The sequence below is a fragment of the Lentzea albidocapillata subsp. violacea genome, from assembly GCF_900100275.1.
In the GTDB taxonomy this organism is placed as follows: Bacteria; Actinomycetota; Actinomycetes; order Mycobacteriales; family Pseudonocardiaceae; genus Lentzea; species Lentzea violacea.
In genome coordinates this window covers 127,370-147,427 of record NZ_FNET01000008.1, presented here as the reverse complement: position 1 = coordinate 147,427, position 20,058 = coordinate 127,370, and the positions used below count along the sequence as shown (strand labels likewise).

Genomic DNA, 20,058 nt, shown 5'->3' with positions numbered 1-20,058 from the left:
AGGGGAGTTGGTCTCCTAGCTTCGTCTGCATGCCGAAGCGCAACTCAAGCGTGGTGGGCCGGGAGTTCGGTCAGGGCGTCCGCGACGCCATCGAACAGAGCGGCATGACCCAACGCAGACTCGCCGAACTGTTGGACTGGCAGGAAGCCAAGATGTCCGACGCGGTGAACGGCAAGGGCGGCATCACCGAGGTCGAGCTGATCCGGCTGCTCTCCTAACTGCCGCAGTCCTTACACCGAAGTCGAACGCCTGGTCGCGCTCTACCGCGAGTCACGGCAGCGAGGCTGGCTGCAGTTTCCTGACGACGGCGTGCCGGAACAGCTGCACAGCCTCATCAACCAGGAACGTCTCGCCAGCACCATCACCGTGTGGTCGATGAACCTCGTGCCGGGCCTTCTGCAGATCGCCGGTTACATCCGAGCCGTGGCGGAGAAGTGGCCGCGGATGAAATCCGCGGACATCGACGCGTTGATCAGGGCGAAGCTCGAACGGCAAGCGATCGTCAGGCCTGGCAGGAAGTTCGTCTTCTACGTGCACGAGCAGGCGCTTCGGCTGCCGGTCGGCGGCCGGGCCGTCATGCAGGCGCAGCTGAACCACATCAACGTGATGTTGGTGCGGCAGTACATCACCTTCCGGATCATTCCGATCGCGATCGGAGCGCACGCGGGGTTGTCCAGCTCGTTCACCCTGATCGAGTACGACAGCTACGAACCGGTTGCCTATCTGGACAACTACAACGCGGGCCTGTTCCTCGAGGACAGGGGCTCGCTCGACACCTTCACCGACGCGTTGAAAGGGCTGGATCGAGATGCCTTGGACGCGGAACAATCGAGGAGGCTGATCAACAGCATGTTGTCCTGAGGAGGCGTATCGGATGTCGATCTGGCGCAAGAGCAGCTACAGCGCAACTGGAAGCGAGTGCGTCGAGGTCGGGCACGGTGTCGGCATCCGTGATAGCAAGGCCCCCGCCACCCACCTCCCCGTGTCGGAGCAGGCGTGGGCCGCGTTCCTCCACCTCGTGAAAGTGCCTTAAGCCCGAGGTTCTCCGAAGAGTGCGAACGCACGCTCAGGCGTGCGGGCTGGTATCCCGGCAGGTCTGTCGGTGTCGCGCAGTAGCGGGTTCCGCTGGAGCCAACTCGACCACGGCAGGTTCTTCCTCGGCATGGAGGAGCTGACCTATTTCGGCGTCGGTGACGCCGGGCTGGAAAGCTTGGTCCTGGGGATCATGCCCGCGGACGTGCACGACCCGAGGAACATCGGAACCACCGAGGAGTGATCATGTCGCGCGTAGCGGCCATCGACTGCGGAACCAACTCGATCCGGCTGCTGATCGCCGACGTGACCAAGCGCGACGACGGCACGGCGTGGCTGCGGGACGTGCAGCGCGAGATGAAGATCGTCCGGCTCGGGCAGGGCGTGGACGCGACCGGGCGGTTGCACCCCGACGCCATCGAGCGCACGCGGCAAGCCCTCCTCGACTACGCGCGCACGATGCAACGCAAGGGCGTGGAAGTCGCACGGATGGTCGCGACGAGTGCGATGCGTGACGCGAGCAACCGCGACGAGTTCTTCGGCATGACCGAGCAGATCCTCGGCGCGCCCGCGGAGGTGATCACCGGGGACGAGGAGGCGAGGCTGTCCTACCTCGGCGCGGTGGCCGACCTCGACCCGGACGAGGGACCGTTCCTCGTCACCGATCTGGGTGGTGGCAGCACCGAGTTCGTCCTCGGCACGGGCGCCGAGGTGGAGGCCGCGAGGTCGATGGACATCGGCTGCGTGCGGCTGACGGAGCGGTTCATCACGTCCGATCCGCCCGCCGCGGACGAAATCGCACAGGCGGAAGCGTTTGCGCGTGCGGCGATCAAAGAGGCATTCGAAGTCGTCCCGGTCGAGAAGACCAAGACGTGGATCGGCGTCGCCGGCACTGTTACGACATTGTCAGCCCTGGTCCAAGGGCTGGAGGTGTACAACAGCGACGATATTCACCTCAGCCGCATCACACTTGACAATGTTCGTGAAATCACCGACCGTATCCTCTCCATGACGCATGATGAGCGTGCCTCGCTGGGACCCATGCACCCCGGTCGAGTGGATGTGATCTGCGGTGGAGCGGTGGTACTGCGTGCGATTGCCGACGAACTGGAGAATCGCGCGGGAATTCGCACGCTCGTGTGCAGCGAGCACGACATCCTCGACGGCATCGCGTTTTCGCTGGTCTAGCGCCGAATTAAGGTGCGCTTGAGGTGATCGTGACGACTTTGTGACCGATTTCAGTGCGCGTACTGCTGGACGCCCCGGTTAACGTCCTCTCACGTTTTGGGAGGTGGACGAGACCTCCCGGGGAGGCGCGCGCACGCAATATCTGCGGAGCGGCGCCGGGGAAAGGCGGGAGAGACTGATGTCGCGATCACGGGTTGCGTGGGTGGTTCTGCCAACTGCGCTCGCCATGACGCTCAGCGCATGCGGCGGCGGTGGCGGTAGCAACAACGCCACCGATGGCAAGGAGAACCCGGACGGCACGGTGTCCATCTACGGCACCGAGCCCAAGAGCACCTTGTTCCCGGCCAACACGACCGAGGCCGGCGGTGGCAAGGTCACCGACTCGCTGTTCTCGCGGCTGGTCGGTTACAAGACCGAAGACGGCGCGCCCTACAACTTGATGGCCGACTCGATCACGACCAGTGACGCGAAGGTCTACACGATCAAGCTCAAGCAGGGCTGGAAGTTCCACGACGGCACCGAGGTCAAGGCGAAGAACTTCGTCGACGCCTGGAACTGGGCCGCGTACGCGCCGAACGCGCAGCAGGCGGCATCGTTCTTCTCCCCGATCGCGGGCTTCGAGGACGTCCACCCGGCCGACGAGAACGCCAAGCCGGCCAAGGACAAGATGTCCGGTCTCGAGCTGGTGGGCGACTACGAGTTCAAGGTCACCCTCAACGGCCCGACCTCGGTCTTCACGACGATGATCGGCTACACGCCGTTCGCGCCGATGGCCGACTCGTTCTTCGCGGACCCGAAGGCCGCCGAGGCCAAGCCGATCGGCAACGGCCCGCTGAAGTTCGTCTCCCGCACGCCGAACGCGCTGATCAAGATGGAGCGCTTCGAGGACTACAAGGGCGAGGACAAGGTCCACTTCAAGACCTTGGACTACAAGATCTACTCCTCCCAGGAGACCGCGTACCAGGACCTGGTCGCGGGCAAGCTGGACTTCATGGAGGCCCTGCCCCCGTCGGCCAAGGTCGGCGAGAAGTACAAGGCCGACCTCGGTGACGCGGTCGTGAACGCCAACCTGCTCGGCCAGAGCGCGATCGCGTTCCCGCAGTACATCCCCGAGTTCAAGAACGTCAAGCTGCGCCAGGCCGTCTCGATGGCCATCAACCGGGAGCAGATCACGAAGACGGTGCTGGCCGGCTCGTACGTGCCGTCCACCAGCTTCGTGTCGCCCGGCATCAAGGGCTACCGCCCCGACACCTGCGGCGAGTACTGCAAGTACAACCCGGAGAAGGCCAAGCAGCTGTTCCAGGAGTCGGGCTTCACCGGCACCAAGCTGACCATCCAGTCCAACCAGGACGGTGGCCGCAAGGAGCCGCTCGAGGCGGCGTGCAACAGCATCAAGCAGGCGCTCGGCGTTGACTGCGAGTTCGTCGGTGCCACCAACTTCGGTGCGTTCCGCCAGATCGTCGACGGCAAGCAGCTGACCGGCATGAGCCGTTCGGACTGGTCGGCCGACTACCCGTCGATCGAGAACTTCCTCAACCCGCTCTACCGCACCGGTGGTTCGTCGAACGACTCGAACTACTCGAACCCCGAGGTCGACGCCCTTCTGAAGAAGGCCGACGAGACGGCGAACGAGGACGAGGCGATCAAGATCTACCAGCAGGCAGAGGACATCATCGCCAGGGACCTGCCGTCCATGCCGACCTGGAACGAGAAGGGCATCGGCGGCCGCTCCAAGAACCTGCTCGCCGCCAAGATGTCGTTCAAGCGTCAGGGCGCTCTGGAGTCGTTCCGCGTCAAGGCCTGATTGCCGAACACCTGAGTTCTGACTGATCCGTCCGGCCCCGCGTCCCTCAAGCGTTACGGGCGCGGGGCCGGTGCGGTGTCAGGACCTTGGGCGCCCCCACCACGCAAGGAGCCGACCTCATGGGTCGCTATGTGCTGCGCCGTCTGCTGCAGCTGATACCGGTCTTCCTGGGGACCACTTTTCTGATCTACGCCCTGGTCTGGGCGATTCCGCAGGACCCCTTCGCGGGCAAGTGCGGCCAGCGGCCGTGTGATCCGGCCTACATCGCCGAGATGAGCCAGAAGCTCAATCTCAACGATCCGCTGGTGGTCCAGTACTTCAAGTACCTGGGCAACCTGCTCGTCGGTGACTTCGGCACCACCTTCAACGGAGTCTCCGTCGGTGAGCAGATCGCCACCTCGTGGCCGATCACGCTCAAGATGGGCATCATCGCGCTGATCATCGAGGCCGTCATCGGCATCATCGCCGGCGTCCTCACCGGTCTGCGCAAGCAGGGCTTCCTCGACAACCTGGTCCTGGTGTCGACCCTGTTCCTGATCTCGCTGCCGGTCTTCGTCACCGGTTTCGTGCTGCGGCTCTACCTCGGCCCGCAGGGCTTCGACTTCATGGACACCTCGGTCAGCTCCGATCCGACGTTCGGCGAGCTGATCCTGCCCGGCTTCGTGCTCGGCAGTCTCTCGATGGCCTACGTGGCCCGGCTGACCCGGTCGAGCATCGTCGAGAACCGGCGCGCGGACTACGTGCGCACGGCCATCGCGAAGGGCCAGCCGCAGAGCCGCGTCGTCGGCATCCACCTGCTGCGCAACTCTCTGATCCCGGTGATCACGTTCCTCGGCACCGACCTCGGCAGCCTCATGGGCGGCGCGATCGTCACCGAGGGCGTCTTCAACATCAACGGCATCGGTGGCCTGATCTTCCGCGGCATCCAGGAGAAGGAAGGCATCATGGTCACGGGCATCGTGACCCTGCTGGTCCTCGTCTACCTGCTGATGAGCCTGATCGTCGACCTCCTGTACGCCGTTCTCGACCCGAGGATTCGCTATGAGTGACCCAGGATCCGTGTCCGGCGGAACCGGACTCGAGGCGTCCGCGGCGGCAGGCGTCGACCAGGCCAGCCACATCGACGACTCGTCGCAGAAGCAGAAGAAGCCACGCTCGCTCTGGAGCGACGCATGGGGCGAGCTGCGCACCAAGCCCTCGTTCATCATCTCGCTGGTGATCATCGCGATCATCGTGCTGATGGCGATCTTCCCGACGCTGTTCACGTCGGTCGACCCACGCGCCGCCGACCTCGACAAGTCACTGCAGTCACCTTCGGGTGACGCGTGGTTCGGCTACGACCTGCAGGGCTACGACGTCTACGCCCGTGCCATGCACGGCGCTCGCGCGTCGCTGCTGGTCGGCATCTTCGCGACGTTGCTGACCGTGCTGATCGGGTCGACCGTGGGCATCATCGCGGGCTACGCGAAGACGTGGATCGACAGCCTGCTGTCGCGGTTCGCCGACATCTTCGCCGGCATCCCGTTCGTGCTCGGTGCGATCGTCATCCTGACGACGCTCAACGCGCCCACGGAGAACCCCGGCGTCTTCCAGATCATCACGCAGGTCGTGCTCTCGATCGCCGTGCTGTCGTGGCCGGTGGCCATGCGCATCATGCGTTCGGCGACTTTGGTCGCGAAGCAGCAGGACTACGTCAAGGCCGCTCGCGGTCTCGGTGCCTCGCCGCTGCGGATCGTGTTCCGGCATCTGCTGCCGAACACCGTGGCGCCCGTGCTGGTGTACGCGACGATCGCCCTGGGTGCCTTCATCGGCGCCGAGGCGACGCTGGCGTTCCTCGGCATCGGCCTGCGTCCGCCGGTCGTGTCGTGGGGCGTGATGATCTCCGAGTCGCGCGACTACTTCCAGTCGGCTCCGCACATGCTGCTGTTCCCCGCGGGCTTCGTCACGATCACCGTGCTGGCCTTCGTCATGCTCGGTGACGCCGTGCGCGACGCCCTCGATCCCAAGTCCCGTTAGGGGAATCCTGTGACTCAGCCATTGCTGGAGGTCGAGGATCTCCACGTGGAATTCCGCACCCGCGACGGTGTCGCGAAGGTGCTCAACGGCGTTTCGTACCACGTCTCGGCGGGCGAAACCCTTGCCGTGCTGGGCGAATCCGGTTCCGGCAAGTCCGTGACCGCCCAGACGATCATGGGCATCCTGGACACGCCGCCGGGGTTCGTCACCAACGGCACGATCAAGTTCCGCGGTGAGGACCTGCTGACCCAGTCGGCGGAAGAGCGTCGCCAGGTTCGTGGCGAGGGCATCGCCATGATCTTCCAGGACGCGCTTTCGGCCCTGAACCCCGTGTTCACGATCGGGTTCCAGATCGAGGAGCAGCTGAAGGTCCGCCGCGGGATGTCCAAGGCGGACGCGCGCAAGCGAGCGATCGAGCTCCTGGACCAGGTGAAGATCCCGAACGCCAAGGGTCGCGTCTCCGACTACCCGCACCAGTTCTCCGGCGGTATGCGGCAGCGCGCGATGATCGCGATGTCGCTGGCTCTCGACCCGGAGCTGCTGATCGCGGACGAGCCCACGACCGCGCTGGACGTCACCGTGCAGGCCCAGATCATGGACCTGCTGGCGGAGATCCAGAAGGAACGCGACATGGGCATGATCCTGATCACCCACGACCTCGGCGTCGTCGCCGACGTCGCGGACCGGATCTCGGTCATGTACGCGGGCCGCATCGTCGAACACGCCGACGTCTACGAGCTGTTCCGCGCGCCGGGGCACCCGTACACCGAGTCGCTGCTCGAGTCCCTGCCCCGCGTGGACCTGCGCGGCCAGGAGCTCAAGACGATCAAGGGCCTGCCGCCGTCGCTGACCAACATCCCGCCCGGCTGCCCGTTCAACCCGCGCTGCCCGCGCGTGTTCGACCGGTGCGTCTCCGAGGTGCCTGCTGCGCACAACCTCGGCATGGGCCGCACCAGCCGGTGCCACATCGCGGAGGAGGTGGTCGCTCGTGGCTGAGCCGATCCTCGAGGTCGAGAACCTCGTCAAGCACTTCCCGGTCCGCGTCGGCGTGCTGTTCAAGCGCACCGTGGGCCACGTCAAGGCCGTCGACGGCGTCTCGTTCTCGCTGAACAAGGGCGAAACCCTCGGCGTCGTGGGCGAATCGGGTTGCGGCAAGTCGACGCTGGCCCAGGTGCTGATGCGCCTGGAACCGCCGACGTCGGGCCTCGCGCGCTTCGAAGGTCGCGACATGTTCGCGATGAAGGGCGCGGAGCTGCGCAAGCTGCGCCGCGACATCCAGATCGTGCTGCAGGACCCGTACACGTCGCTGAACCCGCGCATGACGGTCGGCGACATCGTCGGTGAGCCCTACGAGATCCACACCGAGGTCGCGCCCAAGGGTGACCGGCAGCGCAAGGTCCAGGAGCTGCTGGAGACCGTCGGCCTGAACCCGGAGCACATCAACCGGTACCCGCACCAGTTCTCCGGCGGTCAGCGCCAGCGCATCGGCATCGCCCGCGCGCTCGCGCTGAAGCCCAAGGTGATCGTGTGCGACGAGCCGGTGTCCGCTCTGGACGTCTCGATCCAGGCGCAGGTCATGAACCTGCTGGGCGACCTGCAGTCCGAGATGGGCCTGTCGTACGTGTTCATCGCGCACGACCTGTCGGTGGTCCGCCACCTGTCCGATCGCGTCGCGGTGATGTACCTCGGCAAGATCGTGGAGATCGGCACCGAGGACGAGATCTACGAGCGTCCGATGCACCCGTACACGCAGGCACTGCTGTCCGCCGTGCCGGTGCCGGACCCGACCCAGCGCGGCCGGCGCGACGTCATCCGCCTGACGGGTGACGTGCCTTCGCCGATCGACCCGCCGTCGGGCTGCCGGTTCCGCACGCGGTGCTGGAAGGCGCAGGACATCTGCGCGACCGAGGTTCCCGAGCTGGTGGTGCGCAACGACGGTCATCCCGCCGCGTGTCACTTCGCGGAGGAGCGCGCGGTCGTCTGATCGGGTTTTCAGCCGGTTGAGGGGTCGTGCCTGCGGGCACGACCCCTCAGTTCGTCGAAGGCCCTCGTCGTGGGTTCCCGGCTCACGAACTCCTTGATCGCCAGCGCGCACTCGCGCGGGCTGTTCACGCTCGTGTCGACCTCGAAGTCGTAAAGCCCATGCTGGTGGACGCTCTGGAGCTGCGCGGCGGCGTGCCCGGGCATCCGGTCACCCCGCGCCCGTTCGCGCCTCTCCAGCTCGTCTGGAGGGCAGTGCACGCCCACGAGCACGACGTCCAGTCCGTCGAGCACCTCCAGGCAGTCCTGCAGGCGCCACGGCTCGCTCAGCACGTGGTCGACCACCAGGTCGTTGCCCGCCTGCGCCATTCCCGCCACGGCGCGATGGAATCCCGCCCTCGTACGGCGCAGGACCTCGGCCAGTTCCGGGCCGTCGAGCTCCAGCGTCCGTTCGACGGCGCGCATGGCACCGAAGGCGTCGACGGCCAGGTGGAAGTACGGGGTGTCCAGCACCTGCAACAGCTGCTCGGCGATGCTCGACTTGCCGGAGCTGGACGTGCCGTTGAGGAAGATGATCATCGGCTCAGGTCGGTGAGCGAGACACCCGGAGCGACCTCGCGCGTGCCGGTCTCCACGAACCCCCGCTTGCGGTACAGCGCGAGCGCGGGCTCGTTCCTGGTGCCGGTGCTGACGACCTGCGGCCCCTCCGGCAGCGCGTCGAGCAGCTTCGACGCGATGCCGCGGCGGTGTGCCCGCGGGTGCACGACGAGCCGGCAGATGTCCACAGTGGACCCGTCGAGCCGGTAGGACACCGCGCCCGCGAGACCTTCCTCGTCGTAGAGCCCCAGGAAGGTCTCGTCACAGGCGCGGAGTTCGTCGAGCGACTCGTGCAGCGGCGGGATGCCGTCGAAGCCGATGAGCTCGGCCTCGACGGCGTACGCCAGCCGTTGCACCGTCCAGAGCTCGTGCAGGACGGTGCCGTCGGACAGGTCGAGGATCACGTGTTCGAGGAGTTCCGCACGAACGCCGCCAGGTCCTCGGACTGCTGGATCCTGCTGGGCTCGTGGACGTACATCATGTGGCCGGCGGGGTAGTAGGCCGACTCGATGTTCGCCGTGAGCTCCTTCGGGATCTGCAGGTGCGCGATGAGGTGCTCGGCCGCGAAGTACGGCGTGGCGCCGTCGTACCAGCCGAACGCGACGTGGACCTTGAGGTGCGGGTTCGCCCGCATCGCCGCCGAGAGCTTGCCCGCCGTCGTGACGTGACGGCCCTCGAACTCCTTGTACGACCACTGGTCGATGACCCTCGCGAGCACCTCGTACGGCAGGTCGCTGGAGTAGCCGAGCTCGGCGTGCACGTAGTGGTTGAGCACCGCCGAGTACGGGCCGAGAATCGCGTCGATGGACGGGTCCGCGGAGATGCCCTCACGGCCGTAGTCGGTGTCCCAGCCGGTGAAGCGGGCGTCGATGCGGCCGACCGTCCTCCGGTCGCGGCGGAGCAGTTCGGTGAAGAACCGGATGTGCTCGATGCGCAGGTCGACCGCGTCCACGTACTCCTCGGACAGGCCGGTGAGCCGGGCGAGCTTCTCGATCGTCGCGGCACGCTCGACGTCGCTGAGCCGGTTGCCGCGGGCGAGCGCGTAGGGGTAGTCGCGGACCGCGAACTCCTCGGCCTCGGCGAGCACCTCCTTGAGCGGCCGGTCGCCGTGCAGGCCGTGGTAGTTGGCGATGGCCGCGTACGTCGGCAGGAAGAGCGTGTAGGCGAGGTCGTGGCCCTCGTTGAACTCCAGCGTCGCGAAGTCCAGCACCGAGGAGATCAGCATGAGCCCGTTGAGGTACATGCCGTACTTCTTCTGCAGGTGCTCGGCGAGACCGGCCGCGCGGAGCGTGCCGTACGACTCGCCGCAGAGGAACTTCGGGGACATCCAGCGGCCGTTGCGCGAGGTCCAGAGCCGGATGATCTCGGCGATGGACTCGATGTCGGGCTGGTAGCCGTGGTAGCTGCCGGGCTTCTCGCCCTCGGCGGCACGGGAGTACCCGGTCGACACCGGGTCGATGAACACCAGGTCGCTCTCGGCGAGCAGGCTCTCCTCGTTGTCCGCGATCCCGTACGGCGGTGCGGTGAGGTCGCCGACGTCGCCACTGAGGACCCGGCGCGGCCCGAGGAGTCCCATGTGCAGCCACACGCTCGCGGAACCCGGTCCGCCGTTGAACGCGAACGTCACGGGCCGCTTCAGCGGGTCCGCGCCGTCGAGCGTGTAGGTGGTCACGAACACCTCGGCCTTGGGCTTGTGGCCCTCGAACACGCCGTCCTTGAGCACTTCTTCCCTGAGCACGATCCGCCCCGTGGTGGCGGTGTAGTTCAGCTCGCGGCCCTTGACGACGATGCTGTGCTGGGTGGTGACCAGATCATCAGCGGGAGACTCGGGCTTCTCTTCGGTCTTCTCCTCGGACATGGGAGCAACACTACGGAACTCGACGATCGAATAACGGCCTGCCGAGCGTGCCCGCGCCTGGTCGCGTGGCGCGAGTCCGTGGCGGTGACGAAGCGCGCGGCGTTCATGGACCAGGACTACTGGGCCAAGCCGGTCCCGGGCTTCGGGCCGATGGACGCGTCGCTGCTCATCGTGGGCCTCGCCCCCGCCGCGCACGGCGGAAACCGGACCGGGCGGATGTTCACCGGTGACCCCTCCGGCGACTTCCTGTACCGGGCGTTGTACGAGGTCGGCCTGGCCTCACAGCCCCGCGCCTGGGCCAGGGACGACGGCATGGAGCTGTACGGCGTGCGCATGGCCTCGCCCGTCCGCTGTGCGCCGCCGGACAACAAGCCAACTGCGGAGGAACGGGACCGGTGCTCGCCGTTCCTGCGGGAGGAGATCTCGCTGATGCCGAACCTGCGGTCCGTCATGGTGCTCGGCGGGTTCGGGTGGAAGGCGTTCCTGCCGCTGCTGGGGTCCGGGCGGCCGAAGTTCGGGCACGGGGTGGAGGTCGAGATGGGCGGGTTGCGGGTGTTCGGGTGCTATCACGTGTCGCCGCACAACACGTACACCGGCAGGCTCACCCAGGAGATGCTGCAGGACGTGCTGAAACGGGCCTCCGCCTGGCCGCCGAGTCGTTCGGTCAGCTGTCACCCAGACGTGTCGCAGTAACGCGCTTCCCAGAGGGTGTTCCGCAAACTAACATGTTCCATGTGACACGGAACGGTGCAGAACGTGGAACGACCGAGGCGGAACTCATCTGGTCCGCTCTGCTGGCCATTCGTTCCGTCCTGCCATCTACCTGGACGGTCGAACCTGGTTCGCAGGTCGCCGAGTGCGGTTCACGCCGTGCGTACCGACCGGACGCCGAGTTCGTGATCACGGCGCCGGATGGGGCCGAGGCAACAGTGCTGCTCGAATGCAAGAGCGTCGTAGTGCCGAGAGATGTCGCCGGGATGGTGAACCAGCTCAAAACGTACGCCAAGGCGGCGGAAAAGCGCGGCATCGAAGTCGGTGGGTTGATGCTGGCCGCCCCCTTCGTGTCGCCTACGACTCGTGCGCAGGCGGAACAGCACCACCTCGTGGGCTGGTTCGACCTGACTGGAAACCTGCGCCTGCAAGTCGAACGGCCGGCCCTGTTCCTCGACCGAACAGGCTCAGATCGCAACGGGTTCCGTGATCCGGCTGACCGGTTGCTCAAGTCTCTTCGTGGCCCTGCGGCGGCAAAAGTCGTTCTTGAACTGTTCGACACCTCGGAGCCTGTCGGAGTGAGGGACCTGGCCGGACGAGCGCAGGTCGGCGCCGCGACAAGCGCGCGGGTCCTCGAACTTCTCGATCGAGAAGCGGTCCTCACGAGAGGTGAGGACGGGGCGGTGACCGCGGTGCGCAAGCGAGCACTGGTCGATCGCTGGGTCCAGGACTACAAGGTCATGGCCTCCAACGAGGTCATCACCACAGTGGACCCGCGTGGGTTGAGCCATGCATTGGCGACGTTGCCTTCAGTTGATTCGCGCGTCGTGCTGACGGGCTCTGCTGCTGCACGCGCGTACCTGCCGGATGGCTTGACAGCGGTGTCGCCGTTGGTCTCGCTCAGCCTGTACGCCGAAGACCCGGTCGGACTCATGGACCGTCTTGGCCTGAGATCCGTCGAACGAGGAATGAACGTGCTCGTGATGCGGCCGTATGACGAGGTCGTCTACGCGAGATCGCGACGGATCGAAGGGCTTGACTACGCGGCTCCCGCACAGGTTGTGGCGGATCTGCTGACCGGGCCGGGCCGTTCGGCAGAGGAGGCCCAGCAGCTGATGACGGTGCTCGAAACCAGTGAAGCAGGTTGGAAAGAATGATCTCACCGGAGTACGTCCAGGCGCGGGCTGTGCTGTTGGACGCGCTCGACGGATTGGGGACGCACCGGGAAGCGGTCGTTCTCGTTGGCGCGCAAGCGGTCTATCTGCACGCAGGGGCCGCCGACTTCGCGACCGCGCCGACCACGACCGATGCGGACCTCGCGTTCATTCCGAACCTGCTCGCGAGTGAACCCGCCGTTGTGGATGCCATGCGTGCGGCCGGCTTCGTACCGGGCAACCAGCCAGGCAGCTGGCTGGGACGTGGCGGGATCGCGGTTGATCTGATGGCACCCGAGGCGTTGTGCGGCGGGAGCTCAAGCCACCGATCGGCACGCCTTCAGCCACCGCACGACGACAAGATGACCGCTCGCAGGACAGCTGGGTTGGAAGCCGCGGTGGTGGACAACGACGTTCGAACGATTCGTGCGCTGGATGCCGGCGACTCGCGGTCGTTCGAGATCAAGGTCGCTGGTCCTGCGGCCCTCATCGTCTCGAAGGTCATCAAGATCGCAGAGAGGCGGCACCAGCAGCCTCACCGTCTGAAGCCCAAGGACGGGCTGGACGTGCTCCGCCTGCTCCGAGCAGAGGAAGACTTCCGGGCATTGGCGCGGAGCCTGCGTGATCTGGTCTCGAACGAGCTGTCGGGCGTGGTGGCGAAACAGGCTGCCGAGGAGCTTCGTGTGCTGGCGGCGGAACCGGATGGTCTGCTCCCGAAGCTCGCAGCCGAGGCGGAGGGGATCTTCGGAGATTCTGACGAGATCAGGATTTCGATGGTCGCTCTGGTCGACGAACTGCTGCGTGAGTTCGATCGCATGATCCAGGAGTGGCCGCCCGACACCAGCGAGTTGGCCGAAGGATCAGCCGAACCCCGCTGACCCGTGTAAGGCTGACCGCCATGAAGTGGTGGCGGGCAGGGGTGGCGGTGGCGGCGTTGCTGATCGTCGTCGTCGCGGCCGGCGGCACGTCGCCGGTCACGTTCGTCAACCGCCTGGACGACCGCCCGCCGCCGCAGAACACCGCGCCGCAGCTGGACGTTCCGCTGCCGACCGAGCTACCGGGTGTGTTCGCGGTGCCGCTCACCGTGTACCTGGTGCTGCTCGCCGGGCTCGTCCTGTTCGGACTGATCGGGATCATCCTGGCGTTCGACCTGCCCCGCTGGCGCCGTCGCGGAGGCGTGCGCGGCGTCGAGGTCGAGGGTGCCGAGATCGGGGAGTCCGCGGTGGTGAAGCGCGTCGAGAAGGCGTTGCAGGAGTTCACCGAGCACCCGAACCGGCCGCCCCGGGACGCTGTGATCGCCGCCTGGCTCGCGCTCGAAGCCGCCGAGGAACGGCTGCCGCACCAGACGCCCACGGAGTTCACCGAGAAGCTCGGTGTGGATGCCGTGGTGCTCAAGGACCTCTACCAACGCGCGCGGTTCGGGCACGAGGACGTGACGGCCGCGCAGGCTCGGCAGGCACGGCAAGAGTTGAGCCGCATCGTCCGGGAGCTCGCATGAAGACCGTGCTGGCACTGGTGGCCGGGGTGATCATCGGCGTCGTGATCTGGTGGCTCGGCGCCTCGCCGGCGTGGGCCGCGGCGCTGGCCGTGCCGCCCACCGCGTTCGGTGTGCTGGTCACGCGGCTGCCGCGGGCCACCGACATCGTCTGGAGTTCGGCACCGCCGCCGCCCGGTTCGATCAGCACCGCAGTCGCCAGCACGCTCGCGAGCAGGCTCACCGAGGCGGCGGAGGACCCGAGGCGCTACCGGGAACGGTTCCGCGCCCGGTTCGCACGACTGGGGATCGAGGCGTCCGAGATGCCGGATCCGAAGCAACTCGCGGAGAGGCTCAGGAGGGTCGAGTGACCATTTCGCTTGAGGCCAAGGCGGTCCTCGACGAGATCGGCAAGGTCGTCGTCGGGCGCACCCGCACGCTGCGGCTCGCGTTCGCGGCCGTGCTGGCGGGCGGGCACGTGCTGCTGGAGGACGTGCCGGGCCTGGGCAAGACGCTGATCGCGCGGTCGCTCGCGCAGGCGCTCAGCCTCGACTTCCGCCGCCTGCAGTGCACGCCGGACCTGCTGCCGGCGGACGTCACCGGGTCGTTCCTCTACGACCCCGGCAGCCGTGAGTTCGAGTTCCACCAGGGGCCGGTGTTCGCGGGGCTGCTGCTCGCCGACGAGATCAACCGCACGCCGCCGAAGACGCAGTCCGCGTTGCTGGAGGCCATGCAGGAGCGGCAGGTGACGGTCGAGGGGCGCACGTTCCCGCTGCCCAGGCCGTTCCACGTGCTCGCGACCTCGAACCCCGTCGAGTACGAGGGCACCTACCCGTTGCCCGAGGCGCAGCTCGACCGGTTCCTGGTGCGGCTCGACATCGGGTACCCGCCGCCGGAGGAGGAGGTCGAGGTCCTGCGCCGCCGGCTCGCGCGGCAGCGGGAGGAGGCCGAGGTGGCGCCGGTGCTCGCCCCCGGCAGGCTCGCCGAGCTGCAGGCCGAGCTCGAACAGACCACAGTGGACGACGATCTCCTGCGGTACTGCGTCGATCTGGCGGTCTCCACGCGCAACCACTCCTCGGTCGAGGTGGGCGCGTCACCCCGTGGCGCGCAAGGGCTCGTGCTCGTCGCCCGCGCACTGGCCACTTTGGACGATCGCGGCTACGTGACGCCCGAGGACGTCAAGGAGTGCGCTGTCGCCGTGCTGGCGCACCGGCTCGTGATGAAGCCCGAGACGTGGACGTCCGGCGTGAACGGCGTGCAGGTCGTCACCGAGCTGCTCGGCAAGGTTCCGGGCCCGCCCAGCTCATGAGCAGGGCGGACAGGATCAGGGAGGCGTTCGCCCAGTCGCACGGCGCGCACTGGCACCCGACGGACGCGTACACGCGCGCCGTCTGGCTGGGCGTCGGGCTCGTCGTCGGCGGGATGTTCCTGCACCAGGTGGAGCTGGTGCTGTTCGGCGTGCCGCTGATCCTGTCCGTGTTCCTCACTCAGAAACCCCGTGGCACACCGACGGTCGACGTTCGTCCCGTGCCGCGTGGGGCAGGCATGGGTGTCGTGCACACCGTCGCGCACCTCGACGGCGCGGACGCGGAGATCGCCGTGGTCAAGCTGCCGGGTGGCGCTCGCGCGGTGCCGGCGCACTCGCCCGACCTGCCGGTCGAGATCCGGCGCGACGCGTGGGGTCCCGGTGTCGACCTGCGGCTGGACCACCTGTTCGCCGGCCCGGACGGCATGCACGTCTACGGGCCGATCGTCGGGGTCGAGCACGTCCGGACGATCCTGCCACCGGTCGAGCACCACCCGTCCGGTCCGCTGCCGCCCCGTCCGGCCGGGCTGGTCGGCATCCACCGGTCGCCGCGCGCCGGTGACTCGACCGAACTGCGCGACATCAGGGCGTTCCAGCCGGGGGACAGGCTCAAGCGCATCGACTGGCGCGTCACGACCCGCACCGGCACCGTGCACGTCCGCGAACGGCACGCCGAGGCCGACGCGGAGATCGTGCTGGCCCTGGACACCCGCGCGGACGTCGGCCTGGACGTCTCGGACTGGGCCTCTCCCCACTACGGGGCGACGACGCGGCCCGGCGGCAGCCTGGACCGGGCGGTGCGGCAGGCGGCGTCGATGGCCGCGGGCTACCTGCGGCAGGGCGACCGGGTGGCGTTGATGGACCTGTCACGGCCGCAGCTCAACGTGCGTTCCGGCGTCGGGCGGCGGCACCTGATGCGCATCCGCACGCAGCTCGTCGTGTGCGTGCAGGCCGCCGGGTGGTCGTCGCGGGTGGCGTTGCGCAAGCTGCCGCACGGGAGCGTGGTCGTGGTGCTGTCGCCGTTCCTCGACGACGACATCGCGGAGCTGGCCGTGCAGACGCGCAAGCACGGGCACGTCGTGCTGGCGATCAACACGCTGCCGATGCCGTTGGAACCCGACGCGGAGACGCCGTGGGGTGAGGTCGCGGCCGAGATGATCGCCGCGGAGCACCGGCTGCGGCTGCGGCGCATGGCCGAGCACGGGGTGGCGGTGACGCGCGAATGCTGATGCGCCTGGCGATCGTGCTCGCGGCGTTGCCCGTGGCGCTGGTCCTGCACCTGGAGTCCACGTCGATCGCACCGCTGCTGGTCGTCACCGTGCTGACGGCGCTCACCGTGCTGATGCCGGGGAGCGCGGGGGCGGCGTTGCTGATCGGCTACGCCGCGCTGGTGATGGCGTTCGCCGACGGGCACCCGTTGCGGCTCGGAGTACTGATCATGATTCCGGCGCTGCACCTCATTCACGTGACGTCCGCGCTCGCGGCGGTCGTTCCGGCGAAAACGAAGATCGAGCCCGCCGCGCTGAAAGCACCGGCGCGCCGGTTCGCCATTGTCCAAGTGATCACATTCGCCGTCACGGCCTTCGCCGCGTTCGTCCCATCGGGTGCCGGCATCCGGCTCGTGGAGGTGCTCGGACTGGGCGCTCTGACGGTCGTGATCGGGGTCGTCGCGCTGAGGATCTGAATCGACTCTCTCAGGGAGAACGGCTCGAGTTCGACCGGAGGCGCAGGTCAGCCGCGATCGTGTCCCGCATCACCCGGCGACGGTAGTCACAACGGCCCCTTCGGACGCGCGAAAAAGGCGGTCCTGGTGCGACCATATGTGTATGGCTGCTGTGAAGTCGCACCCCACTCGGATCGTCATTGTCGGCGGTGGGTACGTCGGGATGTACACGGCTCTCGGACTGCAGAAGAAACTGCGCTCCGGTGAGGCGTCCGTGACGGTAATCGACCCGCAGCCGCACATGACCTACCAGCCCTTCCTGCCTGAGGCGGCGGCCGGCTCGATCGAGCCGCGCCACGTCGTCGCTCCACTGCGCAAGGTGCTCAAGCGCTGCCACGTCGTCACCGGCCGCGTCACCAAGATCGAGCACGCGCGCAAGATCGTGACCGCCGAGCTGTCGGACGGCCACGTCGAGGAGATCGAGTACGACGTGCTCGTCTCCGCGCTGGGTGCGATCTCACGCACGCTCCCGATCCCCGGCCTGGCCGAGGTCGGCATCGGCATGAAGACGATCGGCGAGGCGATCTACGTCCGCAACCACGTGCTGTCGCGCCTGGACCAGGCAGCGAGCACGAACAACGCGGACCTGCGCAAGAAGCTGCTCAGCTTCGTCGTCATCGGTGGTGGCTTCGCGGGCATCGAGACGCTCGCCGAGCTCGAGGACATGACGCGGTATGCGCTTCGTTACTACGAGGGCATCAAGCCCGAAGAGATGAACTGGGTCCTGGTCGAGGCCGCCGGGCGGATCATGCCCGAGGTGTCCGCCAAGCTCGGCGCGTGGACCGTCGAGGCGCTGGAGAAGCGCGGCATGAAGATCTACCTCGACACCCGCGTGAAGTCGCTCGAGGGCGGTCACGTCATCCTCGACGACGGCACCGAGTTCGACTCGGACACGATCATCTGGACCGCCGGCATGAAGGCGAACCCGGTGCTGCGCAACACGGACCTCCCGCTCGACGAGCGCGGCCGCGTCCGGTGCACCGCCGCCATGCAGGTCCAGGGCCTCGAAGGCGTGTGGGCCGCCGGTGACTGCTCCGCGGTGCCGGACCTCTCGCGCACCGAGGAGGACCCGACGGCGACGTGCGTGCCGAACGCGCAGCACGCCATCCGTCAGTCGAAGCTGCTCGCGAAGAACATCGTCGCGCAGATGCGTGGCCAGCAGCCGAAGGACTACTTCCACAAGTACCTCGGCTCGGTCGCGGGCCTCGGCCTCTACAAGGGCGTCGCCGACGTGTTCGGCCTGCGCTTCAAGGGCCTGCCCGCGTGGTTCATGCACCGCAGCTACCACGTGATGTTCATGCCGACCGTGAACCGCAAGCTCCGCGTGCTGATGGACTGGACGCAGGCGCTGTTCTACGGCCGCGAGATCGTTGCCCTCGGCCAGATCAACGACCCGAAGTCGGACTTCGATCGCGCAGTGCAAAGCTGAGGTTGACTGTCTGTAAGTGACGTCGTGCCCCGGATGATCTCCTCGTTCGGGGCACTCGTCTGACCTCAGGGCGGAACTTGAGCCCCCAATCGGAGTAAGCTCCGAGGGTCGTCTTGACATTGCGTTACGTGTTTCGGAGACTACGGCTGGTGCATCACCTGAATGCGTGATTCGCCATGTGGGGAGAGAGGTGATCCCGATGTCTCTCGAGGAGCTGGCCGCACAGCTTCGTCGCGGTGAGATCGAGGACCCCGCGTTGGCGCAGTACGCCGCAGAGTACGCGCAGGCGGGGCAAGTTTTCCGCAGCAAGAAGGACGATTGAGCAGGTCGGCTGACGGGCGGGTGCCAGGTGCCCCGTCCGAAGCTGCCAGACCGCTTCTGCTGCAGGGTCAGGAATACCTCTTCCGCTCCCCGCCCAAGTGCCTGGACTTCCAGGAACAGGTCCACCGCCTCGGCATGGTCGACGAGGGCGACGGCAACCCACAACCCTGCGTGCTGGTGCTGGCCCGCGCCGCCGACATGGAGATGAACGAACTCTCCATCGCCCTGGCCGAGCGCGGTATCCGGATGGCGAGAATCGACGCCGACCGCTGCGTGGACCTGCCGCTCTCGGTCTACACCGACCAGCCCCTGCTCGAACTGGACCGCTGGCTCCTGCGCCCCCTGCTGGTCTGGCGCCGCCACTTCGAACTCTCCGCGGTCCCAGTAGAACCAGGAACCCTCGCCGGCGCCTACGCCGTCGACCAATGGGCCTCAGTGGCCAACTGGCTGTCCTCACGCTCCGACTGGGCTCACGTCAACCCATCGCGCTTCTCGACGCACCTGGACCGCCTGACGCAGCTTTCCGACGCGTCAGCCTTCGGCCTACGTGTGCCGCGCACGGCCGTAACAACCCGCCCAGGCCGCACACGCCCCGGCGGCGGCGCCTGCATCGTCAAAACGGCGGGCAGACACCTCCTGGAACCACGCCCAGGCGTACAACACGGCCTGTTCCCGCGCCCGCTGGAAACCTCCCGCGCCTCCGACGCCCCAGAGCCGGCCCCAGTGATCGTCCAGGAGTACGTGCCGTCCGAGACGGAGCTCCGCGTGTTCGTCGTGGGCGAGCAGTGCCTGGCCTACCAGGTCGACAAGCTGGACCCGGCCCAACTCTGGGTGGATCCCGACGCAGTCCGCGTCACGCGCACCACGGTCCCCGCGTCCCTCTCGGACAAACTCCTGGCGCTCGCCCGGCACTGGCGCGTCCAGGTGGCGGCGTTCGACCTGCTCGTGACCGGTGGTGACCACGTGTTCCTGGAGATCAACGTCAACTGCGACTGGCGCTGGTTCGAGCACAGGGCAGGCGACAACAACGTCTCCACGGCCGTGCACGACTGGGTGGCGCTGCGCTTCAAGGAGCTGCTCGGCGCAGGGAGGGCACGCTGATGTTCGCGACCGTTCGACGCTTAGCCGGATGCTCGCTCTAGTCCAATTCGCTGGGCCGCTCGGGCGAGAAACCACCATCCGCTCACACAAGCGGACGATCAAGGCCTAGGCTCACCGCGCCCCCGTAGCCCAATCGGTAGAGGCAGGTCCCTTAAAAGGATCACAGTACGGGTTCGAATCCCGTCGGGGGCACCATCGTTCACCTCATACGGACCATCGCCTGAGCAGGCGAGACCCGGCTAGGCGATGATCTTGTAACGCGCGGTGATGCCCGAGTTCGGTGAGTGCCGAAGTGATGCCGAAGTCCCCGGTGCGTCGCCGACGCCGCTTGTGTTCGTGATCACAGCTGTAGCGGAATGCCGAA

General features: G+C 67.1%; 24 protein-coding genes and 1 tRNA gene. 22 read left to right on the top strand and 3 right to left on the bottom strand.

The annotated features are described in order from the left end of the window. Positions 1–29: 29 nt before the first annotated feature. From BLR21_RS19625 to BLR21_RS19580, 10 genes are all read left to right on the top strand, one after another. On the top strand, positions 30–218 hold the full coding sequence (locus BLR21_RS19625) for a helix-turn-helix domain-containing protein (RefSeq protein ID WP_090007280.1): 189 nt from the start codon (positions 30–32) through the stop codon (positions 216–218). A gap of 91 nt (positions 219–309) precedes the next feature. Continuing rightward, positions 310–861, top strand: a complete 552-nt coding sequence (locus BLR21_RS19620) for a DUF5753 domain-containing protein (RefSeq protein WP_090007279.1) — start codon at positions 310–312, stop codon at positions 859–861. Between the two features lie 13 nt (positions 862–874). Next, positions 875–1,033: a DUF397 domain-containing protein gene (locus tag BLR21_RS19615; RefSeq protein ID WP_090007278.1), complete on the top strand. Its 159-nt coding sequence runs from the start codon at positions 875–877 to the stop codon at positions 1,031–1,033. A 69-nt stretch (positions 1,034–1,102) separates the two neighbouring features. Further along, on the top strand, positions 1,103–1,276 hold the full coding sequence (locus BLR21_RS42570) for a hypothetical protein (protein ID WP_176929704.1): 174 nt from the start codon (positions 1,103–1,105) through the stop codon (positions 1,274–1,276). A gap of 2 nt (positions 1,277–1,278) precedes the next feature. Continuing rightward, positions 1,279–2,220, top strand: coding sequence for a Ppx/GppA phosphatase family protein (locus BLR21_RS19605; RefSeq protein WP_090007445.1), 942 nt, complete (start codon positions 1,279–1,281; stop codon positions 2,218–2,220). A 178-nt stretch (positions 2,221–2,398) separates the two neighbouring features. Continuing rightward, positions 2,399–4,024: a peptide ABC transporter substrate-binding protein gene (locus tag BLR21_RS19600; RefSeq protein WP_090007276.1), complete on the top strand. Its 1,626-nt coding sequence runs from the start codon at positions 2,399–2,401 to the stop codon at positions 4,022–4,024. Between the two features lie 119 nt (positions 4,025–4,143). Beyond that, positions 4,144–5,073 (top strand): ABC transporter permease, encoded by a 930-nt coding sequence (locus tag BLR21_RS19595; protein WP_090007275.1) that lies wholly within the window; start codon positions 4,144–4,146, stop codon positions 5,071–5,073. Beyond that, complete coding sequence (locus BLR21_RS19590; protein WP_090007274.1) at positions 5,066–6,040, top strand: ABC transporter permease; 975 nt, start codon at positions 5,066–5,068, stop codon at positions 6,038–6,040. Before BLR21_RS19595 ends, BLR21_RS19590 begins: the two co-directional genes overlap by 8 nt. Positions 6,041–6,049: 9 nt before the next feature. After that, on the top strand, positions 6,050–7,036 hold the full coding sequence (locus tag BLR21_RS19585) for an ABC transporter ATP-binding protein (protein WP_090007273.1): 987 nt from the start codon (positions 6,050–6,052) through the stop codon (positions 7,034–7,036). Beyond that, positions 7,029–8,024, top strand: a complete 996-nt coding sequence (locus tag BLR21_RS19580; RefSeq protein WP_090007272.1) for an ABC transporter ATP-binding protein — start codon at positions 7,029–7,031, stop codon at positions 8,022–8,024. The genes BLR21_RS19585 and BLR21_RS19580 overlap by 8 nt, the downstream gene beginning before the upstream one ends. A gap of 8 nt (positions 8,025–8,032) precedes the next feature. Here the strand turns inward: BLR21_RS19580 and BLR21_RS19575 are convergent, their stop codons facing one another. Genes BLR21_RS19575 through BLR21_RS19565 form a run of 3 tightly spaced genes read right to left on the bottom strand, consistent with a single transcriptional unit; the run spans position 8,033 to position 10,475 of the window. Continuing rightward, entirely contained in the window at positions 8,033–8,599 is a 567-nt protein-coding gene (locus tag BLR21_RS19575) for a chloramphenicol phosphotransferase CPT family protein (RefSeq protein ID WP_090007271.1), read from the bottom strand. Next, positions 8,596–9,021 carry a GNAT family N-acetyltransferase gene (locus BLR21_RS19570; protein WP_090007270.1) on the bottom strand — a complete coding sequence of 142 codons (426 nt, stop codon included), beginning with the start codon at positions 9,019–9,021 and terminating at the stop codon, positions 8,596–8,598. The genes BLR21_RS19575 and BLR21_RS19570 overlap by 4 nt, the downstream gene beginning before the upstream one ends. Beyond that, positions 9,018–10,475 (bottom strand): S10 family peptidase, encoded by a 1,458-nt coding sequence (locus BLR21_RS19565; protein ID WP_090007269.1) that lies wholly within the window; start codon positions 10,473–10,475, stop codon positions 9,018–9,020. Before BLR21_RS19565 ends, BLR21_RS19570 begins: the two co-directional genes overlap by 4 nt. A 78-nt stretch (positions 10,476–10,553) precedes the next feature. Here BLR21_RS19565 and BLR21_RS19560 point away from each other — a divergent pair, with 78 nt between their 5' ends. The 12 genes from BLR21_RS19560 to BLR21_RS19510 all read left to right on the top strand — a co-directional run bounded on the left by BLR21_RS19560 (position 10,554) and on the right by BLR21_RS19510 (position 19,889). Beyond that, complete coding sequence (locus tag BLR21_RS19560; RefSeq protein WP_338061057.1) at positions 10,554–11,168, top strand: uracil-DNA glycosylase; 615 nt, start codon at positions 10,554–10,556, stop codon at positions 11,166–11,168. Between the two features lie 41 nt (positions 11,169–11,209). Then, entirely contained in the window at positions 11,210–12,343 is a 1,134-nt protein-coding gene (locus BLR21_RS19555) for a type IV toxin-antitoxin system AbiEi family antitoxin (protein WP_176929702.1), read from the top strand. Further along, positions 12,340–13,218, top strand: coding sequence for a GSU2403 family nucleotidyltransferase fold protein (locus BLR21_RS19550; protein WP_090007267.1), 879 nt, complete (start codon positions 12,340–12,342; stop codon positions 13,216–13,218). Before BLR21_RS19555 ends, BLR21_RS19550 begins: the two co-directional genes overlap by 4 nt. 20 nt (positions 13,219–13,238) lie before the next feature. Beyond that, positions 13,239–13,838 (top strand): DUF4129 domain-containing protein, encoded by a 600-nt coding sequence (locus BLR21_RS19545; RefSeq protein WP_090007266.1) that lies wholly within the window; start codon positions 13,239–13,241, stop codon positions 13,836–13,838. Continuing rightward, positions 13,835–14,185, top strand: a complete 351-nt coding sequence (locus BLR21_RS19540) for a hypothetical protein (RefSeq protein ID WP_090007265.1) — start codon at positions 13,835–13,837, stop codon at positions 14,183–14,185. The genes BLR21_RS19545 and BLR21_RS19540 overlap by 4 nt, the downstream gene beginning before the upstream one ends. Continuing rightward, positions 14,182–15,123, top strand: a complete 942-nt coding sequence (locus BLR21_RS19535; RefSeq protein ID WP_030482057.1) for an AAA family ATPase — start codon at positions 14,182–14,184, stop codon at positions 15,121–15,123. The genes BLR21_RS19540 and BLR21_RS19535 overlap by 4 nt, the downstream gene beginning before the upstream one ends. Continuing rightward, entirely contained in the window at positions 15,120–16,349 is a 1,230-nt protein-coding gene (locus tag BLR21_RS19530) for a DUF58 domain-containing protein (RefSeq protein ID WP_090007264.1), read from the top strand. Before BLR21_RS19535 ends, BLR21_RS19530 begins: the two co-directional genes overlap by 4 nt. After that, a complete protein-coding gene (locus BLR21_RS19525; protein WP_090007263.1) occupies positions 16,343–16,804 on the top strand; it encodes a hypothetical protein in 462 nt (153 codons plus the stop codon). The genes BLR21_RS19530 and BLR21_RS19525 overlap by 7 nt, the downstream gene beginning before the upstream one ends. A gap of 142 nt (positions 16,805–16,946) precedes the next feature. After that, complete coding sequence (locus BLR21_RS19520) at positions 16,947–18,272, top strand: NAD(P)/FAD-dependent oxidoreductase (RefSeq protein ID WP_090007262.1); 1,326 nt, start codon at positions 16,947–16,949, stop codon at positions 18,270–18,272. A 199-nt stretch (positions 18,273–18,471) separates the two neighbouring features. Further along, positions 18,472–18,594 carry a hypothetical protein gene (locus tag BLR21_RS43840; protein ID WP_256238980.1) on the top strand — a complete coding sequence of 41 codons (123 nt, stop codon included), beginning with the start codon at positions 18,472–18,474 and terminating at the stop codon, positions 18,592–18,594. Then, positions 18,591–19,694 (top strand): ATP-grasp domain-containing protein, encoded by a 1,104-nt coding sequence (locus BLR21_RS19515; protein ID WP_256334797.1) that lies wholly within the window; start codon positions 18,591–18,593, stop codon positions 19,692–19,694. The genes BLR21_RS43840 and BLR21_RS19515 overlap by 4 nt, the downstream gene beginning before the upstream one ends. 118 nt (positions 19,695–19,812) lie before the next feature. Next, positions 19,813–19,889 (top strand) — tRNA-Leu (locus BLR21_RS19510). The last annotated feature ends 169 nt before the right edge of the window (positions 19,890–20,058 follow it).